Origin of the sequence: Longitalea luteola (assembly GCF_017356035.1) — a bacterium.
GTDB lineage: Bacteria > Bacteroidota > Bacteroidia > Chitinophagales > Chitinophagaceae > Niastella > Niastella luteola.
On record NZ_JAFIQX010000010.1, the window covers coordinates 202,542 to 226,867 of the forward strand.

15 protein-coding genes are annotated in these 24,326 nt (G+C 45.9%); 9 read left to right on the top strand and 6 right to left on the bottom strand.

Annotated features, from left to right (window positions below; genetic code table 11):
• Window positions 1–705, top strand: a 705-nt coding sequence (locus JUB15_RS21890; protein ID WP_369411577.1) for a DUF2461 domain-containing protein, incomplete at its 5' end; no start/stop codon positions are given.
• 73 nt (window positions 706–778) lie between these two features.
• Here JUB15_RS21890 and JUB15_RS21895 read toward each other — a convergent pair.
• Window positions 779–1,786: an aspartate-semialdehyde dehydrogenase gene (locus JUB15_RS21895; protein WP_207514788.1), complete on the bottom strand. Its 1,008-nt coding sequence runs from the start codon at window positions 1,784–1,786 to the stop codon at window positions 779–781.
• A gap of 389 nt (window positions 1,787–2,175) precedes the next feature.
• Here JUB15_RS21895 and JUB15_RS21900 point away from each other — a divergent pair, with 389 nt between their 5' ends.
• A complete protein-coding gene (locus JUB15_RS21900; protein ID WP_207514789.1) occupies window positions 2,176–3,915 on the top strand; it encodes a lamin tail domain-containing protein in 1,740 nt (579 codons plus the stop codon).
• A 63-nt stretch (window positions 3,916–3,978) separates the two neighbouring features.
• Here JUB15_RS21900 and JUB15_RS21905 read toward each other — a convergent pair whose 3' ends face one another.
• Window positions 3,979–4,902, bottom strand: a complete 924-nt coding sequence (locus JUB15_RS21905; RefSeq protein ID WP_207514790.1) for a PfkB family carbohydrate kinase — start codon at window positions 4,900–4,902, stop codon at window positions 3,979–3,981.
• Window positions 4,903–5,333: 431 nt separating this feature from the next.
• Here JUB15_RS21905 and JUB15_RS21910 point away from each other — a divergent pair, with 431 nt between their 5' ends.
• The 3 genes from JUB15_RS21910 (at window position 5,334) to JUB15_RS21920 (ending at window position 8,195) form a co-directional block, all read left to right on the top strand.
• Window positions 5,334–5,933 carry a TetR/AcrR family transcriptional regulator gene (locus JUB15_RS21910; RefSeq protein ID WP_207514791.1) on the top strand — a complete coding sequence of 200 codons (600 nt, stop codon included), beginning with the start codon at window positions 5,334–5,336 and terminating at the stop codon, window positions 5,931–5,933.
• Window positions 5,934–5,952: 19 nt separating this feature from the next.
• On the top strand, window positions 5,953–7,041 hold the full coding sequence (paaE, locus tag JUB15_RS21915; RefSeq protein ID WP_207514792.1) for a 1,2-phenylacetyl-CoA epoxidase subunit PaaE: 1,089 nt from the start codon (window positions 5,953–5,955) through the stop codon (window positions 7,039–7,041).
• Between the two features lie 107 nt (window positions 7,042–7,148).
• Entirely contained in the window at window positions 7,149–8,195 is a 1,047-nt protein-coding gene (locus JUB15_RS21920; RefSeq protein WP_207514793.1) for a nucleoid-associated protein, read from the top strand.
• Window positions 8,196–8,349: 154 nt separating this feature from the next.
• On the opposite strand, the gene JUB15_RS21925 is transcribed toward JUB15_RS21920, so the two are convergent.
• Complete coding sequence (locus JUB15_RS21925; protein WP_207514794.1) at window positions 8,350–8,775, bottom strand: hypothetical protein; 426 nt, start codon at window positions 8,773–8,775, stop codon at window positions 8,350–8,352.
• Between the two features lie 206 nt (window positions 8,776–8,981).
• On the opposite strand from JUB15_RS21925, the gene JUB15_RS21930 reads away from it, so the two are divergent.
• A complete protein-coding gene (locus tag JUB15_RS21930; RefSeq protein WP_207514795.1) occupies window positions 8,982–11,330 on the top strand; it encodes a family 10 glycosylhydrolase in 2,349 nt (782 codons plus the stop codon).
• 93 nt (window positions 11,331–11,423) lie between these two features.
• On the opposite strand, the gene JUB15_RS21935 is transcribed toward JUB15_RS21930, so the two are convergent.
• The 3 genes from JUB15_RS21935 to JUB15_RS21945 all read right to left on the bottom strand — a co-directional run bounded on the left by JUB15_RS21935 (window position 11,424) and on the right by JUB15_RS21945 (window position 17,069).
• Window positions 11,424–14,834 carry an ATP-binding protein gene (locus JUB15_RS21935; RefSeq protein ID WP_207514796.1) on the bottom strand — a complete coding sequence of 1,137 codons (3,411 nt, stop codon included), beginning with the start codon at window positions 14,832–14,834 and terminating at the stop codon, window positions 11,424–11,426.
• Window positions 14,835–14,931: 97 nt separating this feature from the next.
• Complete coding sequence (locus JUB15_RS21940) at window positions 14,932–15,564, bottom strand: DUF4194 domain-containing protein (RefSeq protein WP_207514797.1); 633 nt, start codon at window positions 15,562–15,564, stop codon at window positions 14,932–14,934.
• Window positions 15,565–15,569: 5 nt separating this feature from the next.
• Window positions 15,570–17,069, bottom strand: coding sequence for a DUF3375 domain-containing protein (locus JUB15_RS21945; RefSeq protein WP_242696460.1), 1,500 nt, complete (start codon window positions 17,067–17,069; stop codon window positions 15,570–15,572).
• A 265-nt stretch (window positions 17,070–17,334) separates the two neighbouring features.
• On the opposite strand from JUB15_RS21945, the gene JUB15_RS21950 reads away from it, so the two are divergent.
• From JUB15_RS21950 to JUB15_RS21960, 3 genes are all read left to right on the top strand, one after another.
• Window positions 17,335–20,649, top strand: coding sequence for a hypothetical protein (locus JUB15_RS21950; protein WP_207514798.1), 3,315 nt, complete (start codon window positions 17,335–17,337; stop codon window positions 20,647–20,649).
• 133 nt (window positions 20,650–20,782) lie between these two features.
• Window positions 20,783–22,444 (top strand): SWIM zinc finger family protein, encoded by a 1,662-nt coding sequence (locus JUB15_RS21955; RefSeq protein WP_207514799.1) that lies wholly within the window; start codon window positions 20,783–20,785, stop codon window positions 22,442–22,444.
• Between the two features lie 363 nt (window positions 22,445–22,807).
• The gene (locus JUB15_RS21960) at window positions 22,808–24,319 is read left to right on the top strand and encodes a reverse transcriptase family protein (RefSeq protein ID WP_207514800.1); all 1,512 of its coding nucleotides are present in this window, start codon (window positions 22,808–22,810) and stop codon (window positions 24,317–24,319) included.
• The last annotated feature ends 7 nt before the right edge of the window (window positions 24,320–24,326 follow it).

A 24,326-nucleotide genomic window follows, 5' to 3' on the forward strand; every position in this document is an offset into this window, starting at 1 on the left:
CCTTCTGCTTTGCGCCTTGTTTCCTTATCTTTGACTATGCTTCAAACTGCCACATTAAAATTCCTTAAAGACCTTTCAAAGAACAATAACAAGCCCTGGTTCGATGCCCATCGTAAACAGTACGAGGATGCCAAAAAAGATTTTGAAACCTTTATTCAGGCTGTTATTGACCGGTTTGCCCAAAAAGATGAGACCATTCGCGAACAGGAAGCCAAAAAGTGCCTTTTCCGCATAAACCGCGACGTCCGCTTCTCAAAAGATAAATCGCCTTATAAGACGAATATGGGCGCCAGCATTAACCGGGGCGGCCGCAAGTCGATCTATGCCGGTTATTATTTTCACCTTGAACCAGGCAAAAGTTTTGTAGGTGGCGGCATCTGGATGCCAATGCCTGCAGAAATGAAGAAAGTAAGACAGGAAATAGATTATTGTTACGATGAGTTCAAAAAGATCGTTCAGTCAAAGAAGTTTACCACCGTTTATGGCGACCTGTATAAAGAAGAAGGGATCGGTTTAAGCAGGGTACCGCAGGGCTTCGATAAAGACAACCCCGCTGCCGACTATTTAAAACTGAAAAGCTGGATCGCCATGCAATCAGTAAAAGATGCAGAGCTCACGGCCAAAGACCTTGTTAAAAAGACCCTCATAGCTTTTGAGACCCTGCTGCCCATGATCCGGTTCATCAACCGGTCAATAGAAGATTAGCATAGCCCAATAATAAAAATGTCGAATGTAGAAGTTAGTCTTCGACATTCGACATTATAATCAATTTAGACTATTACAGAAGGCCTTTGCCCATCAGGTATTCAGCGATCTGAACGGCATTGGTAGCAGCCCCTTTACGCAGGTTATCGCTAACGATCCACATGTTGAGGGTATTGGGCTGTGTTTCATCACGGCGCAATCTGCCAACAAACACTTCATCCTTCTCATGCGCATCCATCGGCATGGGGTATTGCTGGTTGGCAGGATCATCTACCACTACTACGCCAGGCGCAGCTGCCAGCAGTTGCTTCACTTCACTCAGCTCATAATCTTTAGTGAACTCAACATTCACACTTTCGCTATGGCCACCCATAACCGGAATACGAACGGTCGTAGAGGTTACCCGGATGGAATCATCGCCCATGATCTTTTTGGTTTCATTCACCATTTTCATTTCCTCTTTCGTATAACCGTTATCGAGGAACACATCGATCTGGGGAATAACGTTCAGGTCAATGGGATATTTATACGCCATGGGATATTCGCCATTGGCTTGTTGAACCGCTTTGTTGCGTTCGCCCATCAGCTGGTCAACCGCTTTTTTACCAGTACCGGTAACGCTTTGATAGGTTGATACTACCACACGGCTGATATTATATTTCTTGTGCAAAGGTTGCAATGCCACAACCATTTGAATGGTAGAGCAATTGGGATTGGCAATGATCTTGTCATCCTTGCCCAGTACATGCGCATTCACTTCGGGAACCACCAGTTTTTTGGTAGGGTCCATACGCCAGGCCGAAGAGTTATCGATAACGGTAATGCCTGCTTCAGCAAATTTAGGCGCCCATTCCAGAGATGTGCTGCCACCGGCGGAAAATAAAGCCACGGCAGGTTTTGCGGCAATAGCATCTGTCATGCTAACCACTTTAAATTTCTTTCCTTTAAAGGTTACTTCTTTTCCAACTGATCTTTCAGAGGCTACTGGCAGCAGTTCTGTAACCGGGAAATTGCGTTCGGCTAAAACCTGTAACATTTTGGTACCTACTAAACCGGTAGCACCTACAACCGCGACTTTCATGTTTTGCTCCTTTTGTTTTGTTTTTTTGGTTGAACGCTCCCTTTTACAGGCAGCGTATGTTTAAATAAAAAAAGCCTTCCCATTTTGTGGGAAGGCTCCTGAATATGTTGATATACAAAGTAGTCCTCAACCTTCCCCGTGTATGGAGCTTGTCTTGGTAACCTTTGTATATTTCTTTATTTTTTGCATTTCGTGGCCAAAATTAGTCACCAAACGCATTATACCCAAATTAATTTTTTAACGATAGCGGCCTGAATGGCGCACTGCTCTTAATCTTTATCAATAAAACGAGGAAGAAAACGTGAGCTTTTAACATTATTTCAATCAGCAATATATATTGCACAACTTTCAAATGGCTCTGTTCCGGTGGCATTAAAACTTAACAAAATATGCCCATTTCAACAGTGCTATTATGTTTACGGCTGTCCTTAATGTCATGCTGCTGCCTGTTTACCACCACCAGCTCCATTGCCCAGCTGCCAAACCGCTTCGATGTCGTGATCGATGAAATACTGCCCGATCCGGCACCACCTGTACAACTACCTAATGCAGAGTTTATTGAACTGAAAAATGTTTCTGCAACGGCTTTTAATATACGCAACTGGAAATTGAGCGATGGCAGCACTACCGTAACCATAACAACCTCTTTCGAGCTGAAACCCGATAGCTTTGTGATTGTTTGTGCGGCCAGTGCAGCGGCTGCCTTCTCCTCATTTGGCCCAACAGTAGGCGTAAGCAATTTCCCCTCCCTGAACAATGATGCCGATATCATTTCCCTGTATGCGCCCAATGGCAGCCTGGTACATGCCGTTGGTTATAATAGCAGCTGGTATCAAAATGCCGTCAAAAGCGATGGCGGTTTCAGCCTCGAAATGATCGATACTAAAAATCCCTGCGCCGGAATGAACAACTGGAAAGCCAGCACCAGCTTACAGGGGGGGTCGCCCGGACAGGTAAATGCCGTGAACGATAATAATGCCGATGAACAACCACCCGCTTTGATCCGAAGCTTCACCAGCGACAGCCTTACGATCTCAGCCCTGTTCGATGAACCGCTCGACAGTGCAACGGCTGCCTCTCCTTACAACTATAGTTTTAATAACGGCGTGGCGCATCCGGTGAGCGCTGGCGTTATTATGCCCTTATGCACTGAGGTTGCTCTAAAACTGGCCACGCCACTTAACAGTAATACCCAATATGAATTAACCGTTCAACAGGTGAAAGACTGTGCAGGTAACCTCATTCATCAATTCAATACCGCCAAAGCCGGATTGCCCGTCATGGCCGGCAACCAGGACATTATTATTAATGAAGTCCTGTTCAATCCCGACCCCGATGGTGTTGATTACGTTGAAATATACAACCGGAGCAACCGTGTCATTGACCTGAAACAACTTTATGTGGCCACTCGCAACGGCACGGGGCAGGTAACCGGCGCCATGCCGGTAAGCCCCGTTCCCTGGTCATTTTTTCCGGGTGATTACCTTGTTCTCACCGAAAACAAGTTCTGGTTGCAACAACGGTACCTGGTGAAAGATCCGGCGCTGATCATGGAACTGTCCGCCCTTCCATCTTTGCCCGATGATAAAGGCACAGTTGTCTTGATGAACCTGCAGGGAGCTGTTGTTGACGAATTACACTACGACCATAGCTGGCATTTCGGGCTTATTAGCGATAAGGAAGGGATTGCACTTGAACGCATCAACTACAACCAGCCCACCCAGGAACGATCAAACTGGTCGTCGGCCGCTTCTACGGCTGGTTTTGGCACGCCGGGTTATCCCAATTCGCAACTCATGACTGATGCACAGGTTTCCGGCCAGGTGACAATAACGCCGGTTGTATTTTCTCCCGATAATGATGGGTTCAATGATTTCGCTGCGATTGACTATCGGCTTGAGCAGCCAGGTTATGTGGCCAACATCCGCATTTTCGATGCGAATGGCCGAACCGTTCGCCACCTGGCGCAAAATGCTACCTTGCCGGCGCAGGGCCGTTTCCGCTGGGATGGACTGGACGACAAACTGAATAAACTTCCCGTTGGAATATATGTGGTGCTAACAGAGCTTTTTAATGGCCAGGGCAAAACCCGAAAATTCAAACAGGTGGTTACATTGGCGAGCAGGTAATTGCAATAAAACAAAACCCTGCCAAGGCAGGGTTTCTATTATAAACGATTATTTATTGTGCTTTTACACGAGCTCGATATCAAAATTCACCAGATCAACGAACTGTTGAATGCGGGTATCGATGTCGGCACGGGTGATCTCTTTCAGGCGTTGTGGACCAAATTTCTCCACACAGAAAGAAGCCATAGCCGAACCCACAATAATGCCCGTTTTCATATTGTCGAATGAAATATCCTTTGTGCGGGCGATATGACCCATGAAACCACCGGCAAAAGTATCTCCGGCTCCAGTGGGATCAAATACTTCTTCAAGCGGTAAAGCGGGTGCAAAGAACACCTGGTCGCCATGGAATAACAAAGCGCCATGTTCTCCTTTCTTAATGATCAGGTATTTGGGGCCCATTTTCAATATTTCCTTGGCGGCTTTTACCAGTGAGAACTGGGCGCTCAATTGACGGGCTTCACTATCGTTCAGCATGAGCACATCAACCATTTTCAGCACCTCTTCCAGCTCAGGCATGGTGCTTTCCATCCAGAAGTTCATGGTATCCATAACGATCAGGCGGGGGCGGGTCTTCATTTGCCTGATCACACTCATCTGGATCTTGGGATCGAGGTTGCCCAGCATCAGGAACTCTGCGCTTTGATAAGAGGGGGGTACCACAGGATCAAAATCAAGCAATACATTCAGGTCGGTAACCAGTGTATCGCGGCTGTTCATATCCATATGGTAGCGGCCACTCCAGAAAAAGGATTTCTTATCGGGCACGACTTTTACGCCTTCCAATTCAACACCCCTGCTTTTCAACGCTTCCATCTCTTCTTTCGGGAAGTCGAATCCTACGATGGAGATCTGCTGAATAGGCTGAATGAAATTGCTGGCTGCGTAAGCAACATAAGTGGCTGATCCGCCTACAATCCGGTCGGTTTTGGCAAAGGGCGTTTCAATAGCATCAAAGGCCATGGTGCCCACAACGATCAATGACATAAGTAAATTTTTAACCCTTTGCCCATCCTTACAGGGGGTACCGGGTAACTAATTAATTATTAATGAAGGAATCAGATATTACCGCTGCCAACCCTGCGTCCGAGTTGAACCGGGTTGCTGCGGCGTGCAAACGTACGCGAAATTCCGCAAGTGTTGAAACAACCCGGCGGTTTTGACGGACTATTTATTAACTTGCCCCATCTTGTTACACCTGATCGCTAACCAATTGCGTTAATATATACAACGCTAAACTACATTGACTACTGCAGCCGTTTTACGGCGGCTATGATTATGACCTGTTTCCGTACTACTGCCCACTTAGTGTTATTGCCGATTATTCGTTAGTAGGCTAATTTTATTTTTTTACCTGATAATCATGTAAATAGCGCTAACAATTGTTAGTATTTTATTATCTTTGACCCCCGATTTATATGGCTAAAATTAAAAGAAACAGAAACGGTACACGGAAAGACGTTATCATCGCCAAAGCAGCCAAGCTGTTTCGCGAAAAGGGCTTCAGCGCCACATCCATGCGCGACCTGGCCGAACATGTTGGTGTAGAGGCAGCCAGCCTGTACAACCATATCAGTTCAAAAGCCGAGATCTTGCAGGAGATCTGTTTTAAAACGGCGAATAATTTCATGTCGCACATCGAGGAAGTGGATGCCACGCCCAACAAGACCGCCATTGAAAAGATACAGGCCATCCTTCGTTTCCATATAAAGCAAATGCTCGACAACTACGAAGAAGTGTATGTAAGCGACCGGGAGTGGAAACACCTTACCGATCCTTACTTATCGAATATGCAGAGCCAGCGCAGAGCTTACCGGCAACGCATAGCCTCCGTTATTGAAGAGGGAATTCGTAAGGGAGAAATAAAACCAATAGACGCACCTACCGCGGTATTGATCATGCTGCATGCAGTCAGCGGCATTGAATCATGGCACCGCAGTAAAAAGAAGATCCCGGGTGAACTCCTGGAAGATAATATGGTGCAGATACTGGTTGATGGCCTCAGAAAACAAGTATAGTTCACTAAAAATTCGCCCGTTGGCTACGCATTTTCATCAATTGACGATTGCTGATATCAGAAAAGAAACGCCCGATTGTGTGTCCATCGCATTTGAGGTGCCTGATGACCTGAAGCACGCCTACCTCTTCAAACATGGACAAAATCTTACATTACGCACAGTAATTAATAATGAAGAGGTACGCCGGTCATATTCTATCTGCAGCAGCCCTACCGATAATGAATTGCGTGTAGCTATTAAGAAAGCGCCTTATGGCAAATTCTCTGTATGGGCGAATAATATGCTGAAAAAAGGCGACGTGCTGGAAGTAATGCCGCCCACCGGTACTTTCTTTACTGAACTCAACCCGGCACATAAGAAAAAATACCTGGCATTTGCCGCCGGCAGCGGTATCACTCCCGTTATCTCCATTATCAAGACGACGCTGTTAACCGAACCTGACAGCTCTTTTACATTGGTGTACGGCAACCAGAACCGCAGCAGCATAATTTTTAAAGAACAGCTGGAAGCCTTAAAAAATAAATTCATCAACCGGCTGGCTATTCATTTCCTGTTGAGCCGTGAACAAACGGATGCCGCTATTTATTCAGGCCGGATCGATGACAACAAACTAAACCAGCTGAGCGAAAGGCTGATCAACGTAAAGGGCATGGATGATATCTTCATCTGCGGCCCTGAACAAATGATCTTCACAGTAATGAACTGGCTGCAGGCACGCGGTATAGAAAAAAAGAAAATTCATTTTGAACTTTTTACCACACCGGGGGAGAATGCAGCAGTCATAAGCCGGAAGTCGGAAGTCAGACCAGAAGAAAGCAGCATAGAAAAAAGCAGGGTTACCGTAAAACTGGATGGTATTGCCTTTGACTTCGACCTGCCGTTTGATGGCGACACCGTTCTGGAAGCGGCACTGCAGCAGGGCGCCGACCTGCCTTTTAGCTGTAAAGGCGGCGTATGTAGTACCTGTAAAGCCAAATTGATTGAAGGCAGGGTTGATATGGACACCAACTATGCCCTGGAACAGGAGGAGGTAGATGCCGGTTATATTCTCACCTGCCAGAGCCACCCGCGCACCGAAAAAGTAGTGATCGATTTTGATATCAAATAACGCCGGAAACTTATTAACATTCAGCCCGTCCTTAGCAATATTTTTCGGTTTTGCCACTTCTCATTTTCACGTTCTTCCTGTTATCTTCGCGGCCTCAAAAACAGGTTATGACCGGCATTGACAGCGTACAGTTGCAACAGGTTATTGTTCATAAAGTGGGGAATCCGTCCAGAGGCGAAGACTTAAAGCTTTCTGCCAACCCGCTCACCCTGAACGATGATATAGTTAGGGCCTTGCTCACCAAATACTTCCTGGGCCCGTTCAATGAAAACGAAATATACCGTTTTACCCATATCAGCGACGTACAAATGAACGAGGTGTACGCCTTTGTGCGTAAGATATTTGAAGACAGGGACAGCTTTCTGCAACAATCTGCCCTGCTGGCGCAATTCCTGTACAGCAAATCAACCCACGTAAAAGTAAAGGAAGGAGAGTTTTATGTCGTGCTTTTTGACGATGTGCCCTTCGAAGGTGATTTTACCCGCGCCGTGGGATTGTTCAAGTCAGAGACCAAAGAAACTTTTCTAAAAGTGTTCCAGCATGGTCAAAGCTGGGAGGTGATACAGGAAGAAGGTGTGAACATCAATAAACTCGATAAAGGCTGCCTGATCTTCAACACCAATACCAATGAAGGGTATAAAGTATGCATAGTGGATGCTACCAATAAACAAAACGATGCTCAATACTGGGTCACCGATTTTCTGCAGGTAGCACCTTATTCCGATAGTTACCATCATACTGATAAATACCTGAGTCTTTGCAAGAGCTTTATCACCAATGAGTATCCCGAGAAATTCGATGTATCGAAAAGTGACCAGATAGATATGCTCAACCGCTCTATGGAATACTTCAAAACCAAAGAGCAGTTCAGTATAGAAGAATTCACCAATGAGGTGATCCATCACCAGGAGGTTGTAGATACTTTCATGGATTATAAAAAGAACTTCGAATCTTCGCGCAACTTTGAGATCCAGGATGAATTCGCCATACACGTTTCTGCCGTAAAACAACAACAGCGGGCATTCAAGTCCGTTTTAAAGCTCGACAAGAACTTCCACATCTATATTCATGGCCGCCGCGACCTTATTGAAAAAGGAGTTGATGACATGAGCGGGAAAAAGTATTATAAGTTATACTTTGACGAAGAAAGCTAGTCAGGGTTTGTGGTTTATGGTTTGTTGTTTGTGGTTCTTTTATTTCCGCATTCACTACTAATTTTTTGCAGTCTTTTCCTTCATCTCGGGGTTTCGAACCACAAACCATAAACAACAAACCACAAACGCTTTACTAAGTAACGTAATCCTATAACTATTTAAGCACCTTAATAAACCGTTCCAATTCCAGCACTTCCGCGGAACTTAGCGTTTCATTATTATCATATTTCGATTTCAAAAAAAGCACCCGCTTGTGCTGGGGATATTTTGCCAGTATGGCTTCCATCAGCTGACCGATCCTTTCATCTTTTTCATACAGCGGTTTTGGGGGTGGCGGAGTCGATTTATACCGGTTGGGTCTTTTGAGGATCATCGCTTCCAGCGTAGCCAGCTTATTGGCCGGAATAGATTTTACTTTCAGCGATTTATTATACAATCCTTCCAGTTGCTTTTTACTTAAACCACCCCGCTCCTGGTACTGCTGATACAGGCTTGCCACAAACGTTGAATGCGGTTGCGCTTCCAGCAACGCTTTCAGGATATCCATGACAACATCTACATCTATTCTTTTTCGATACATATTAATCTGTTTCCTTATTTGACTTTCACCTACTGATAGCCGTGCCTTGCATGCACGGTTTACAATCGGTTGTGGCCTGCATAAAATAATTCACGCAATGAATTAATCATTAAATGCTTCCGCTTGCAAGTTTTTGCGGCTATAAAGTCCCGGCATATTTGGACCAGAGGCTGTAAATTCGGCAACATCTGCAAAAATAACCTACCATGTTAAAAAATCTACTACCTGTTTATGCAACTTGTTTGCTATGTATTTCAGCGCTTGCACAAAATGCACCAAAACGGGAATTCAGGGGCGCCTGGATTGCCACTTACCTTAATATCGACTGGCCGAATCGCAGCCAGACACCGGCTCAACAACAGGCCGCTTTATTAAACATTCTCGATCATCACAAAGCGACCGGACTAACAGCCCTGTTCATCCAGGTACGCAGCCAGTGCGATGCCATGTATGCCAGTAACATTGAACCCTGGTCGGCAGACCTTACCGGCACGCAGGGCAAAGTACCCCAACCCTACTGGGACCCCATGCAGTTCGCTATTGAAGAATGCCATAAACGCGGAATTGAATTTCACGCCTGGTTAAATCCTTACCGTGCGGCGGGCAATGCAAACAGCATTCCGTCATTTGCGGCTAATCACGTAACCAAAACGCATCCCGAATGGCTGTTAAGCCAAAGCACCTTACGCATCCTGGATCCGGGTTTACCAGCAGTTCGCGATTATGTGACCAGCGTGATCACAGATATTGTGCACCGTTACGATGTAGATGGCATCCATTTCGATGATTATTTTTATCCTTCACCGCCCGGCGCCGGCGTAACACCTATTAATGATAGTGCTTCATTCGCTGCCGATCCGCGCGGCTTTACTGTTAAGGCCGACTGGCGCAGGGATAACGTGAACCTGCTGATCGCCCGGGTATACGACAGCATCAAAAGCATAAAATCCTGGGTAAAATTTGGCGTGTCCCCTTCAGGCATCTATCGCAACAGTACCAATCCCGATATCGGTTCAGCCACCAGCGGCCTGGAACATTATACTTCTTTATTTGCCGATACCCGTAAATGGATACAACAGGGCTGGGTTGATTATTTATGCCCCCAGGTATACTGGTATATCGGCCAGCCCGGCGCCAATTACGGCGTAGTGGTTCCCTGGTGGAATAACAACACCTATGGCCGGCACATGTATATTGGCCTTGCAGGTTACAAAGTAAATGATCCTGCGCAGGGCGTTAACTGGGCCAACCCGTCTATGATCCCGAATGAAGTACGACTGAACCGTTCGCTTGCGAATATTCACGGACAGGCGGTTTACAATACCAGTAGTATGCGCAGTGCCACCAAACTGGGTTTCCGCGATTCGTTACGCCTGTTCTTTTATAACAAGCCGGCCCTGCTGCCCAACATGCCCTGGCGCGACAGCGTTGCGCCCGACAAACCAGCTGATGTAAGCGCCGTTAAGTATGGGAACGATTCGGTTGTATTGAAATGGACCAAACCCGTTACCAGCGATCCCCTGAATAAGGCCTGGCAATTTGTGGTCTACCGCTCTACCAGCCCGGTGATCGACATTAACCAGGCTGAAAACATCCTGTACATTACCAACAACGACACAACCGCTTATACCGACACGTCGGTAACTGCCGATAGTACCTATTATTATACAATTACCACTACAGACCGTTTCCATAATGAAAGCGCCGCATCGGCCATTGTATCCAACCTGCCGCCGGTCATTGCCTGTCCGGCCGACACGCTGCTGGTGCTGAACAACTCCTGTTCAGTAGTACTGCCTGATTTCACCGGGGCAGCCACCGTACACGCATCTGCGCCGGTTACGATTACGCAAATGCCCGCAGCCGGCAGTATCCTAAATGGTCAGTTGGATACGCTGGTTACGCTCATAGCTACCGATGCAGCCGGTAATGCCGACACCTGTACGTTCCATGTAAGAACAGTTGACCATACTGCACCAGTTATTACTGATATTTCAACTACGCCGCAAGTGTTATGGCCACCGAACCATAAAATGCATGATGTTACCATCAACTATACCACTACCGATAATTGCGGCTTTGTAACCAGTTCCCTGGCCGTTACCAGCAATGAACCGGCTACCGGCCATCACGAGCCTGACTGGGTAATTGTAGATGAACACCATGTTAAATTAAGGGCGGAGAAATCATATTTCCATAAAGACAGGATCTATACCATTGCTATCACTGCTACCGATAGTGCAGGCAATACAAGCACCGGTTCAACCACGGTTACTGTATCCAATTTACCGGGCGAAAACGATGGTATCCTGACCGTAAAGGCGTTCCCGAATCCTACGCCTGCCCATTTCACCATTATGACGTTGAGCACATCGCCCAAGCCACTCAGCATTTCTGTTGTAAACAATGCAGGAAAGCTTATTGAAGCAAGAAGTGGGCTGCCGGCTACCGGCTTATTCTTCCTGGGCGCCGGTTATGTGCCGGGTGTTTATTACCTGGAAGTGAAACAGGGAAATAGAAAAGAAGCCATTAAGCTGATCAAACTGGGACATTGATAAAATCAGCGGTTTAAACCCGCGACCTGGTTTTAGACCGTGTCGCGGGTTATCCTAAGGTGTGCCACAGTTCCAAAGTGTGGCACACCTTTTTTACTGCACCAACTCGCCATTCACTTCTTCAATCTTTTCTTTCAATTCCTTGATGGTCATATTGTACAGTATGCTGTGCCGGTTGTTAACACGCTGTACCAGGTGCACATGCGCAATAAAGTTTTGAACGATCTGTATCTTATCACTTGGTGTTACCACCAGTAATTGCAGGTGCAGCTGTTTACACAGCTCCATGAGGTAGGTGGCTTTTTCTTCATCCTGGTTGCTGAAGCTTTCATCCACTGCAATGAAACGAAGGCTCCTGCTGTTCTTGCCCTCGCGGGTGATACCGAACTGGTATGCAATGGCGCTACATAAAATTGTGTAGGTCAACTGTGCTTTTTCACCGCCCGATAACTGTCCCATCTGGCGGTAGGTTTTCTTCAATTCATCCGTATTGCGGAATTTCTCATCGGCCCAGAACTCAAACCAGTTACGTACATCCATTACCTTGTTGCGGTAACTTTCGTTTTTATCCAGCTCATCGATCAGTGGTTGCACCTTCTGGGTAAAATGTTTTGATTTCTCTTCAAAACTGCTTTGCTGCCAGTTGGCGGCCTGTGGCAAAGCATCCAGCAAACGGCCCCTGAATTCCTTAATATCCGTTCCGGAAGGCACGGGTCTTTTTCCTAATTGAATATAAGTATCCGGCAGACGGTTGAAATTAATGCCGCTCAGCGACTGATTCAGGCGTTGTACGCTGTTGTTGATGTCGCGTTCCCATTTTTCCATTTCCTCGTTCAACCCACCGATCTTATACGTAATCGTATCGTTGATATAGCTCTCGAAATCGCGTTTGTATTTGGGCAGGTTCTCATGCACCAGCTTGTTCAGCCAATCTATGTATTCATTCGCATAAGCCGCATCTTCGGGCAGGTGCTGCACATCGCCGTCCCATTCGGGCGAAAATTTGCTTTTCAATTCTGTAGACGGGTTCTTGATGCGATTGATACATTTGTTCAGCTGCGTTTCTTCGCGGTGCAGTTCGTCTTTTTGCCTTTCGTGTAACCTCGTCTTTTCCGCCTTTAAGCCTTCGTATATGTCATCAATATTCTCAAGGGTTATATTTGATAATATGGCCGCCTGCTGTTGCTGGAACTGCAATAATCCATCCTTGTCAGTTTCGCTGATATGTTGCAGCAGGGGCTGTAAAGCTTCCTGCTGCTGACGATACTGCTCCATCCGGTCTTTCAACCTGGTTTCATCGATCAGCAACTGGCCGCGTTGCGCTTCTGCTTCCTCTTTTTTCTTTTGTATATCCAGTAATTGGGCTTTCAGGTTATCCAGCTCTTTATTCGCTTTGCGCAAGCCGTTTATCTGTTCCTGGATCTTATGAATACTGCGCTGAATACCGGCAATGTCCAAAGCGGCAAACCCCTTATGTTCCCGAATACGGGTTATGGCATAGAACTGTTTCTGCAGGCGGTCTGCTTTACTTTTACATTTTTCCAATGTCTCAGCGGCTTTTACGGCCTGATCGGCGAATTGGTTCCTTCGCTTTATAAGAAAATCTCTTTTCTTCTCATTGTTCCAACCCATTACATATTTACCGGGACCGTTCTTCCCACTGCGGTCGTCCTTCTCGTGCCGCGATCTGTTCTTGGTCAATCCGTTCAGCGTAATGGCCTTATCGTACCGGTCGAGGGTCTTTTCATCAGTTATACATACATGGTCGAAATACATGATGATCTGCTGCTCAACCCAACTGCTTAATTTATTATCGGGATGAAACTCCAGCTTCTCACAAACGGTATCCTTCCCCGGGTTTTGCATCAGCGGATTATCCGTTACATGCTCATACACCAACCGCATGCCCAGCGTATTGTTGTTCACATACCTGTTCACTTTCTTGTAATATTTATCCGGAACCAGCAGGCGAAGCGCGAAAGCCCGCAGCAGTTTCTCAAGGGCAGGCTGCCATTCTATACAATCCGCTCTTACCTGCATCAACTCGCCGCAATAGGGAAGTTCATTCTGATCAATATTCAGGGCATCGCAGATCTCTTTACGAACATTGATAAGATTGGAAGGAATGTTGTTCTTACTCTGTAACAGGTTATTCAGTTCATCTTCCACTTTTTTCTTCTCCGCATCGGCCTTTTCTTTATTGCGTTTGGCACTGTATTCATCTTCTTCATTGAGCCTTTGTTTCGTTTCCAGCTCCAGCCTTTTCCTGTTTACTTCTTTTACGATCCGGTGGTAGGCGGCTTCGTCGGCCGGCTGTTTTTCTTCTACCTGCAATTCCTCGCACCAGCTGGCAAATAAAGCCAGGTCTTCGGTAGCTTCCTGCTTTTCCAGTTCCAATTGCTGTGCTTCCTTTTCCAGCTGTTGCATCCGCTGACCCGCCTTGTTCTGATCGATCTGGTTTTTTATTACCCGTTCTTCTTCCTGCAGCTGATCGTAGGCAAGCTTTACAACCTGTTGTTTTTGCTGAATGTCTTTAATGGTTGTGTCGCTTTCTTCAATGGCTTGCTGAAGCAATTCATTGCGGGTATAGCTGTTCCAGATGCGGGCGGTTTGTAGCAACTGCTCCGTTATTTCAATATCGCTTTTTAAAGTATTAAATGCTTTGAAATGTTGTTCTACCGGCTGCAGCAGTTTGATCTGTTCTTCAGCTTTTTCAATATTCCGGCGGGCATCGAGCAGGGTAGCCAGGTGTTTTTTCAGGTCCTGGAAAGACTCTTCCATATTCCTGGGTTCGAGCATATGGGTGCGAATGAACTCATCGAGGTTACCCAGCACCTTAATACCAACGGTTTGGTTAAACAACTGTAAGGCCTGCACGCTTTGCATGCCCAATACATGTACCAGTTGCTGCGCATATTTGCTGGCTGCATCGAACCATTCAATTTGTTTACGGCTACCCTTATTGTACCGTTGATCGAGGGTCTTTTTCCACTGACCGTTCAGGTCGAATGGTTTGAAATCTTCATCTATACGCAAGGCTTTATGCGCTATACCGAAAAGCCTTTTCATTTCACCATTGGAGAAATAACGTACCTGAAAAAGGGTGACGGCCTGTTCTGCTTCATTGGCAAAATGGGCCAGCAGTATACTGTATGCCTCGTCTTTATTTTCGCGGAGATACAGGGTTTTCAGGGTACCGGTGCTTTCGCTGTTCATTGATCCATAGCCGCCCATAACATAGGTTTCCTCCGTACGGTCGCCCTTCTTTTCACTACCGCTGCTCTGGTTATAAAAGCGGTACTTTTTTTCAGGAACGATCAACGTAAGCAGGGCATCAACAAAAGTGGTTTTGCCACTGCCGTTGGCGCCTGTCAATAAACAGGTTTCGCCCATGGGCCGGATGCTATGCACCACATCATCAAACGTACCCCAGTTAAATATCTCCATGTATTGCAACCGGAATCCGCTCTTTTGACTATCAGTACTAAAAACGCTTAACTGCATAAATATTATTCCTGATTTTATCGAAACACCACGCCTTACTGCAGCAATGAGCCCTAACCGCTGCCTGGTCGTGGTTTAACCTTTAGATGTTCAAATTTTACAAGTGTTCCTTATGGCCTTCCAACTGTTCCTCGCCGGCATTATAATCTTTTTCTTCTTTGATCTTTACCAATTGCTGATAGAAATGATCCAGTTCTTCACTGCTGACTTTCGCCTTGATGATCTTTTTTATCCGGAACTTTTGTTCATCGGCCAGGTCATTCGTTTCTGTTTTATCCAGAAAACCATTTTCTTCGGCTTTATCGATCAACCGGTCTATTTCTTTCAGGAACTTCACCCGGCTGGCATTTTCCTTAAAGAAGAGTTCTGCATATTCTTTTATTTCCCGGCGTTTTTTTATCAGTTCCCGGTTGGTAGCTTCGCCTACCTCAAACTCGGCCATCATTTCACGCAGCAATACCAGCATCACGCTTTCTTCATAGGTGAGCGCTCTTCGCTGGGTCCAGCTAACGGGATTTTCATCCTCTTCGAACGGGTAATGCTTTATATAAGCGTAACCATCCTGTTCATCAAGTACAAGGGCCAGGCCCATCTGCAGCAGAAATCCGGTTAACTCCGCTTTGTATTGTATCAATTTTTCCCAGGTGCTTTTCTCCACATATTCAACGGGCCCTTTCAATAGTTTTATAAATACTGATGTATAGGGTAATATCCTTTGCTGGGTGCTCATATCGGTTATTTACTAAATAATAAATAAGGTACTTCAACAAATTTGGTAGCAGCTTCATTTAACGGAATATGCTCACTGGTATTATGGATCACCTGCACACGGCTTGCCTTATCGCGCAAAAAGCTAAAGTAGCTTACGATCTCAGCAATGCCATTCTCGAGCGGTTGTTGCTCCAGCACTTCCTTAAGGGTAGCTGTTTGCTTTTCTTTTAGTGCATGCTCCACTTTTTGCCATAATCTTTTTTTATCGATGTGTTTTGTGTTCACAATGCGGCTGAACCTTTCAGGATCGGCGATCTTTTCACTGGCGGCTACGGGTTGCTTTACCGCTACCGCCGCTTTCTTCTGTTCATACTGCAACTTCCGCTCCATCAACATTTTTATTTCCACGCCTTCATCCAAACTAATGCCAGCATTTACATTTTCGTCTTCCATCAGATCAAAGATCAGCTCCTTGATGTTACCTATCTGTTGGCGCAGGCGTTTGTGCCGGGCAATTTCTTTTTCAGAGATAATGCGGCTGAGCTTCTCGGCCATTTTATCGTTGGCGTCGTATACGGTCTTCCCTTGCTCCAGCAACAGCGATTTGATATTCTGCAGGAACTGGTCATCGGCTTCTATTCCGCGGTCTTTTAATAAGTCCACCAATTGTTCCGTTAGTTCTTTCCAGTCCTGCTGACCGGCCCGGGAGATGAGGAAGTCCCAAAACGCATAAAAGCTTTTTCCCTGGTTACTATTACGCAGGGCGTCATACGCAGCAAAGGCAAAACCAACAATAGCGCCTTTGTTCTGCTCGGCTTTTGTATGTTGTTCTACAATAGCGCGGTGGATCTGTTTGAAATTATCTTCCACTTCCCTGAAATCGCTGATGAGCTCATAACAAAGACGGGTGAACAGATCGAGCCGTTCCTGTACCTGCGCATTGCTATAATTATCGGGCGCCACACCCAGTTCTATGGCCTTGATCTCTTTATCGATCTCTGCCCGGCGGTCTTTCAACATTTGCAACCGCTTTGGCCGGTCGTCTTCGGTTTTTTCAACAATATCCTGCAGCGAGTTAAACAATAATTTGAACCGGCTTTCCGTTCCTACGTGATTACGCGCCTGCAGTGTAAGCAGCCACTGAAAAACTTTTTCGGTATGGGCGCTTAGCTGGTATTGAATATTGCCTTCGGCATCCTGCAGGTCTTGCAGAATTCTTTTTTGTACCCAGCTCAAAATGTATTTGCGGCTGCGCGTTTCTTCATCTTCACCAAAAACTATTTTAGCCTCTTCAAAGTCCTCAGTGCCATCTTCCTGGTGCGAAAGCGTTTCTGTTAATAATTGTATCAAAAGCTCTTCTCCAATAACAAACCGGTTCTCCTCCTTATATACATGGTATAAAAACGGCAAATACCAACGGGCGCTCCTTGACCGGATCATTTGTATGGCAGGATTGGCGGTCAGTAAATACAGAATGTCTTCCTGTTTCATATTCACAACTCCTGTAATGATTTTCAGGTTCATACAGCAGCAGGGCGTAAAATAGGGCAATTATTCAAATTCCCTTTCCTAATATCTCCCCGTCCTGTGTATAAATTCCTGCCCCTATAATTAATAATAGTACCCATTTACCTGAATATCTGTGTTAGCGTGACTTTCTTTCCATTGTAAATAAAATTGCAATGGGTATTTTTCCCCTGCCATTTATTTATTAAACATAAAATAATCAGGTGCTGGTTTTATCAAATGTTTTTATATATCTTACCCGCACCTAATTTGTAGCTTATCCATGCGCCTTGTTAAACAAAGTATCCTGTATTTTAAAGAAGGGAATTCCGACAAAGTATATGAGATCGACCTTTGCGATGTGGGCAATGATAAATATGTGGTGAACTTCCGGTATGGTCGAAGGTATTCCAAATTAAAAGAAGGCAGTAAAACCCCGGTGCCCGTTGCGCTCGCCGAAGCTGAAAGACTTTTTCACGAGGTGGAAAATGAAAAATTATCAAAAGGCTATACCGCTTCCGAAAGCGGCGTCTCTTCGGCTCCACAGACCACTGCATTCAAATTAACGACAGAAACGACCATAGGCGCCAACTTTATGTCGATGCCGCCCGGCCGTTCCAGGGGTATTCTGCAGCGCTTATCTAACGCCGTACAGGGCAACACCACTTCTTATCGCACGCCCTGGAAACTTTCCCGCATTATCTGGAAAGCGGGCGAGTACAGGATCGCCGAGGCAGCACAATATATAACCAGGTTATATAACACCAATGACGACCTTGTTCATCAATATTGTTGTACCTGGGCCCTTGCACGCTGTGGCAATGAATCAGCAGCTTCGGCTTTACAACAAATTTTCCGCGAACATCCATCCCCGGTTATTAAAAAAATAGCAGGCGCCGGTTTGCTGCAGGTGTTAAGCGGAACTGCAAAAGAAGAGCACCTGAGTATCTTCCTCAGATCGTTACCAGAAGCAATAAAAGCGGCTGTTGATGCCAATCAGCCGCAGGTGCTGGATTCGATCGTAATGGAAAGGATCACGAACGAGGAACCGCAGTATAACTGGCTGGAAGCCCTTTACCTGATTTCAACGGAAAAGAAATGGATGCGCCCGGTTGTTAAAAAGTTATTATTACAAGTGCCGTTAAAACCCGGGTTCTTCAAACATATCCGCGCTATATTCAAACAGGCGGAGCTGTTAGATGATTTCGAATTCTGCGGTATGCTGGCCCTGCGGTTTGAACGGGAACGGGAGCAATTCATTCATCACTTTACGAATACGAACCTGCAAGGCGAAAATTACTATGTTCAGGTGAATGGATATGTTAATCCGAACCAGGAGCTGCGGAAGAAGAACAGCCGGCTGGCCTATTCGCAAAGAACCCGGCGTTATTTACGTCACCGCGTCAACCGCCGTTTACAAATGTATGGCAAGCTCAACAGCCTTGATTATGTAAAACTGGCTACCGGTATCCTGCTCTCTTATAATAAAGAAACAGACAGTAAGGAAGCATATTCCACTTCAGACTATAAATGGAACGGCCGCAGCTATGTTAGAACTGAGCTCCGCTTTCCCCAGAATGCACATGCTTTTTTCCTGCATAAAATATTAAGCGGCGATCATCCGGAACTGAAGCTGCTCAGTAATGATATCTGGCGTATTAAAACAGAACATGAACTACTCGCCCACAGGAAGAATAATCCTGCCACTGCTAAAAAAGAAGATTCAGGTCTGTTAAAAAAGCTGTCGGGTCTATTTGGAAAGAAAAAAGAAACGGCACAAACGATTTCCGGTAACACGGCTGAGCCAGCAACTTCACCCATGAATGAAAATGGAACGCCATTCCTGCATTTATGGAACAAACTGCCGCAGTCGTATGTACAACTGCTCATGGAAGCGCAGTTGGAAGAGATCCATGAATTTGCACTGGGCGGCTTAACCAGCCATCCGCAATGGAATGAGATCAAAGAAAAGCTGGATAAACATGCCTGCATAAAATTATTGTTATCGCCGTTCGACATACCGGCTGCTTTTGGTTTACGGCTCACGGCAGAAAAATTTGCAGGCAAACAGGCCGATGCGGACCTGGTCATGGCCTTGCTGAATTCGCCTAATGCAAATGCCCGCCAGACAGGAAAAGAATGGACCACTTTATACCTGCAGCACTACCTGCAGCAAAGTGATTTTATCAAAGACCTCATCTTCGCTGTCGACGCCGATATAGCAGCCTGGGGAAAAGGACTTCTGAAGAACTACAATCTGGGCAGCGATATCAAAAATTCGGTGATCGGTAAAGCAATTGCGAAGCTCATGGCGTTTGAAGGCATGACCAGCGAAAATGAGCCCATCATTCAACGGGTTTCTGAAAACCTGGTTGAATTATTCGGACAGGAATTGCAACAGGTATCGATGACCGTAATTGCCGATCTGCTGCAGCACAATGTACCGCCGGTGTTGGTGTTCGGCTTGCAATTGTTAAAAGCCAGACAACAATCCATCAACCTGCAGGAATTGAAAAGTTCGTTGTTATTCGGTTTACTGCAACACAGTTACGCACCGGTACGCGATGCAGGGCTCTCTTTGCTGCACGACCTGCCAGACGATACCCTGTTCAAATATGCTGATGAGGTCATCCTTTGCTGCACATCTCCCTACCAGCAGGTGAGGCGGGGTATAGCCCCTGTTGTTTATCGCATGGCGCAAAACAACAGAACTTTCGGTGAAAAGGCGGCCGGTCTGCTGATGCCATTCCTGTTGAGAAAAGAAACGAGTGAAGGCCTGCACGATGATATAAGCAACCTGTTATGCCACGAACTAAGCAACTACTTACAGAATGCCAATAAAGAAACAGCGCTAAACCTGTTGTACGGTAATTATGCGGCTGCACAGAATGTGGGTGTTGTTATTCTGGAAAAATATACTGAACCTTCTCAATTGACCATACCACAGGTAGTTGCCCTGGGTGGCCACGAGAACCTGAATGTACGTTCCTGGTGCTGGAAATTTTATAAAGAACAGGTAGCGCGCGTCAAATTTGAAAAAGAGGCTGCTGTTAAACTACTTGACAGTAAATGGAACGACAGCCGGCAGTTTGCCATGCAATACTTCCGCGAGCAATTCACCGCTGATGACTGGTCGCCCGAGGCGCTCATCGCCCTTGCCGATTCTGTTAAACCCGATGTTGAAGCGTATGGCCGCGAGCTGATCACTAAATTCTTTACCAGTGAACATGGCACCACCTATTTGTTGAAATTAAGTCAACACCCCAGCGAACGTATGCAGCTGTTCGCCACCAATTACCTTGAACGATTTGCGGCTGATGATATAGAAAGGTTACAATCGCTGGAGTTCTACTTCCGCTCGGTATTAACGCGGGTAAATAAAAGCCGCATTGCCAAGAACAGGCTGTACCAGTTCCTGTTAACCGAAGGCCGTAAATCAGAAGCCGCCGCCAAACTGATCGGCGCGCTGCTCTCCGATGTATCGGCCATTGCAGCTATTGGCGATAAGGCGAAATGTATTGAGATATTGCTGCAACTGAAGTCTTTATATGAAGTAGAAAGCCCCCTGACGGTTAAGGAAATTGAACTTAGAGGTTAGTTAATCGGTTTGCTGTGTTGGCGGTTGAAGGCAGAAGACAGTAGTGAACCTGGAAAATTGAGAACCATAAACCGCAAACCATAAACAACAAACGCTTCGATTGAATCCAGAACTCTCAAAATAAAAGGTTCCCATGTTATTTAATTACAGGTTTGCCGGTAACAGTACTGTAACCAGTACATTGCGAAAGACGGGATTGTCGTTTGCGCCCGATACCCTGCGGGAAAGCGCCTGGTTTGTAGGCAAGCTGCATAAAAAGCTCGCCTTTCGCGAAGCTATCTCTGCCCTGCACGATGTGGTGATAAGCGATCTGCGGTTCAAGCCAAAAGACAAAACCGCCTACAAAGAATGGGTGGCGCAAAATGAAGCTTTATTCCTGGCCGAATATATGGCCGGATATGACGCCAATGCAGCTAACAACCGCATCGAGCAAATATGGAAGGAGCTGAACGAAGTACGTACGCAGAAAGAAAAGGTGATGGCGCCCTTTTATACTGCCCGGTCCAAATATTTCAACTATCTATACGAAAAGGACCGCGACGCCTGGATCGTGTTTGACCCGGTGATCACCATTCATCCCGATGAGCTATTCTTCGAATGCTTTAGCCAGGATGAATCTACCTATGGCAAGCTGGGCTGCAATTACAATGTGTTCAGGGAAATTGACGATTATAAATGCGGAACCACTAACGTCGATTACTCTTCCGCTCTGTACGAAGAATTTCAGAAGATCCGGGATTATAAAGAAACAGAATTGAAAGTGGACCCGACCGGATTTACCGTTCAAACCACCCACGAGGATTTATACAAGGAAAAAAAGATCGATCTGCCCGACAGCTGGGTACGCGGCTTTTTACAGGTGAGCAGCGCCATGACCCTGCCCACCATCGAGTTCGATCTGCACCCGATGGATATTTACAATATCTGTTTATTGTTACGCCGCTTCAAAGAAAAGAGAGGCCCGCGTTCGCTGCGTTATGTGCTGGAACCCGGCCAACCGGTAAAGATCATCCTGGAGCCCTGGGGCAAGGAAATTATCTGTGCGCGCAGCATTTATCCGGGGCCAACCAGGCAGGAGGTAAGGACCTGGGGAAGAAGGCGGTTACTGATACTGGAAAGACTGATCCCGGTTGCCAGAAAATTCACCGTGCATCTGCTGGGTACCGGTTTACCTTCTTTTTATATAGCCGACCTGGGCGATATGAATTTCACGTTAGGTTTAAGCGGCTGGACGACCAACGACTGGAGTCATGCCGGCAATTTCGATCTGCTGGCGCCCCGACTCCACGTAGATGATGCCATCAAAACAAAAGTATTTACCGCCATACAAAAAGAGTTGTTTGGCACTTCGCAGCAATTCGCCCAACAACTGAACCTGGATACGGCCCAGGTATCCGGCGCTTTAAGCGCTTACACGCAGGCCGGCCGCGTCATTTATGATCTGAACCGGAATGTTTACCGCCTGCGGGAATTAAGCCGGGAGCCATTGCCTTTTGATAAGCTGCGTTTCGATAACCCGCGTGAAGAAATGGCGGCAGCACTGTTGAAATCTCAGGAAATAACATTCAATGCACAGCCCCAGGCCGATGGCAGCCTGCAGCTAAGCGGTACGGTAAAAGCCAGCCGTAAAACGTATAAAGCACAATTACTAATAGATGCCGATGAGAAAATAAGATCGGCCAGTTGCGATTGCAGTTATTATATCGAGAATAAGTTATATAAAGGACCTTGTGAGCATATGCTGGCCATTCGCCAGCTGTATAACAAAACAAGAATTACAGAAGGTTTCAGGTAAGGTCCAACGTGAATAAGTAATAAAAAAAGAATCCCGAATTATTTAGAAATTAAAAAATAGGAAATTATATTTGTTAACCACATTTCGTGTTCTTTGACAGAGGGGAAATAATTACATGCACCTTGCTTCCGAAAGGAAAGAGCGATGTTTCGTCGCTCATGCAACATGAATATTTCATGCATCACCAAATGTAATCTTTACTATGGCATATATGTACTACCGTACTATTTTCAGTACGGGCACTATGTGCCTAAATAGTACGGTAGTACACATATGCCTTGCGTTGATTAATCTGGTCACCAGCAGGCACGAAGGCAGCATGTTTCCCCTCTGTTAGAACATGATCTCCTTTCCTCACCCAACATGGCAGATAACAGAAACATCCGTCAGGAGTTATACGACCGCATCCGCGCAACATCAAGAGACGAAGTGATACTGGAAGAAATGAAGCGTATGGGCTTTTGGCGCAAGAGCGATGATCAGCCCACCGTTCCGGAGCTGCTGATCAAAAAAGAAGGTGAGCTTAACAAAGAGCTCAATAAACTCTATGAAGAAAAGCGGAAATACGAGAACAAGGAAGCCGTATTGAAGGAAATGCGCATGAAGCGGATGGCGGAAACCAAATTGAAACGCGAGGAAAATAAAAAGAAAAAAGAAAAAGAACGTTTCGAGAAAGCGGAAGCCTGGAAAAAACAAAAAGAAAAAGAGATCATTTATCTGGGTGAAGGGGTTTCTGTGGGACTGAACAATATCGCGAACAATGTAGCGGCTTTACAAAAACACAAGCTGCCTGTTTTTAAAAATGAAAATGAACTGGCGCTGGCCATGGGCATCCCATTAAAAGAACTGCGTTTTTTATCATTTTCCCGCAAAGTATCAAGTGTTTCACACTACCGTAAATTTTACATTCCAAAAAAATCTGGCGGCAGAAGATTGATCTCAGCGCCCATGCCGCGGTTAAAGCAGGTACAATACTGGATCCTGGAAAACATTTTCAACAAAATAGCTGTTCACCCGGCCGTACATGGTTTTGCTTTACAACGGTCAATTATCAGCAATGCGCAGCCGCATATCGGCAAAGAAGTAGTAGTGAACATCGACGTGAAAGATTTCTTCCCCTCCATTCATTATAAAAGAGTAAAAGGTTTATTACAGCAATTAGGCTTTTCTGAAAAGATAGCGGTTATCCTTGCGCTGTTATGCACAGAAGCAGTTACTGAGGAAGTGAGCATTGACGGCAAAAATTATTTTGTTCAGAAAGGCGAGCGGGTATTGCCACAGGGAGCGCCTACAAGTCCGGCCATTACGAATATCCTTTGCTATCAGCTGGATAAAAGATTACAGGGTTTGGCTGCCAAAAACCAATGCAGTTTTACCCGGTATGCCGATGATATCACTTTCTCTTTCAATGATGCTGCTACCAACGCACAGCAGCTGGTTTGGCGCATTAAAAAAATACTCACTGATGAAGGCTTTACGGTTCATCCCGACAAGATCCGCATAATGCGAAAAGGTACCTGCCAGGAAGTGACCGGAATTGTGGTGAATGAAAAAGCAGGTATCTCCCGTAAAAAGCTGCGTCGGTTCAGAGCGGTGCTGCACCAGTTAAAAACAAAAGAAGCAGAAACGATACATTGGGGTCATGGCAATCTGGCGAGTGCTGTAACCGGTTACGCCAATTTTGTAAAAATGGTGAAACCCGTTCAGGGCGCTGCTTTTCAACAACAAATTGCGGCCCTGCTGCAAACCAACCGGCTGCAGTACCCTGTTACCCTTACCGCCAAACCCGAAACTAAACCGCAAACACCTCCTGCTCAAAATAATAACACTCCTAAAAAGGAAGATGACGATAAACCGTGGTGGAATGTGGTATAGCCAATGT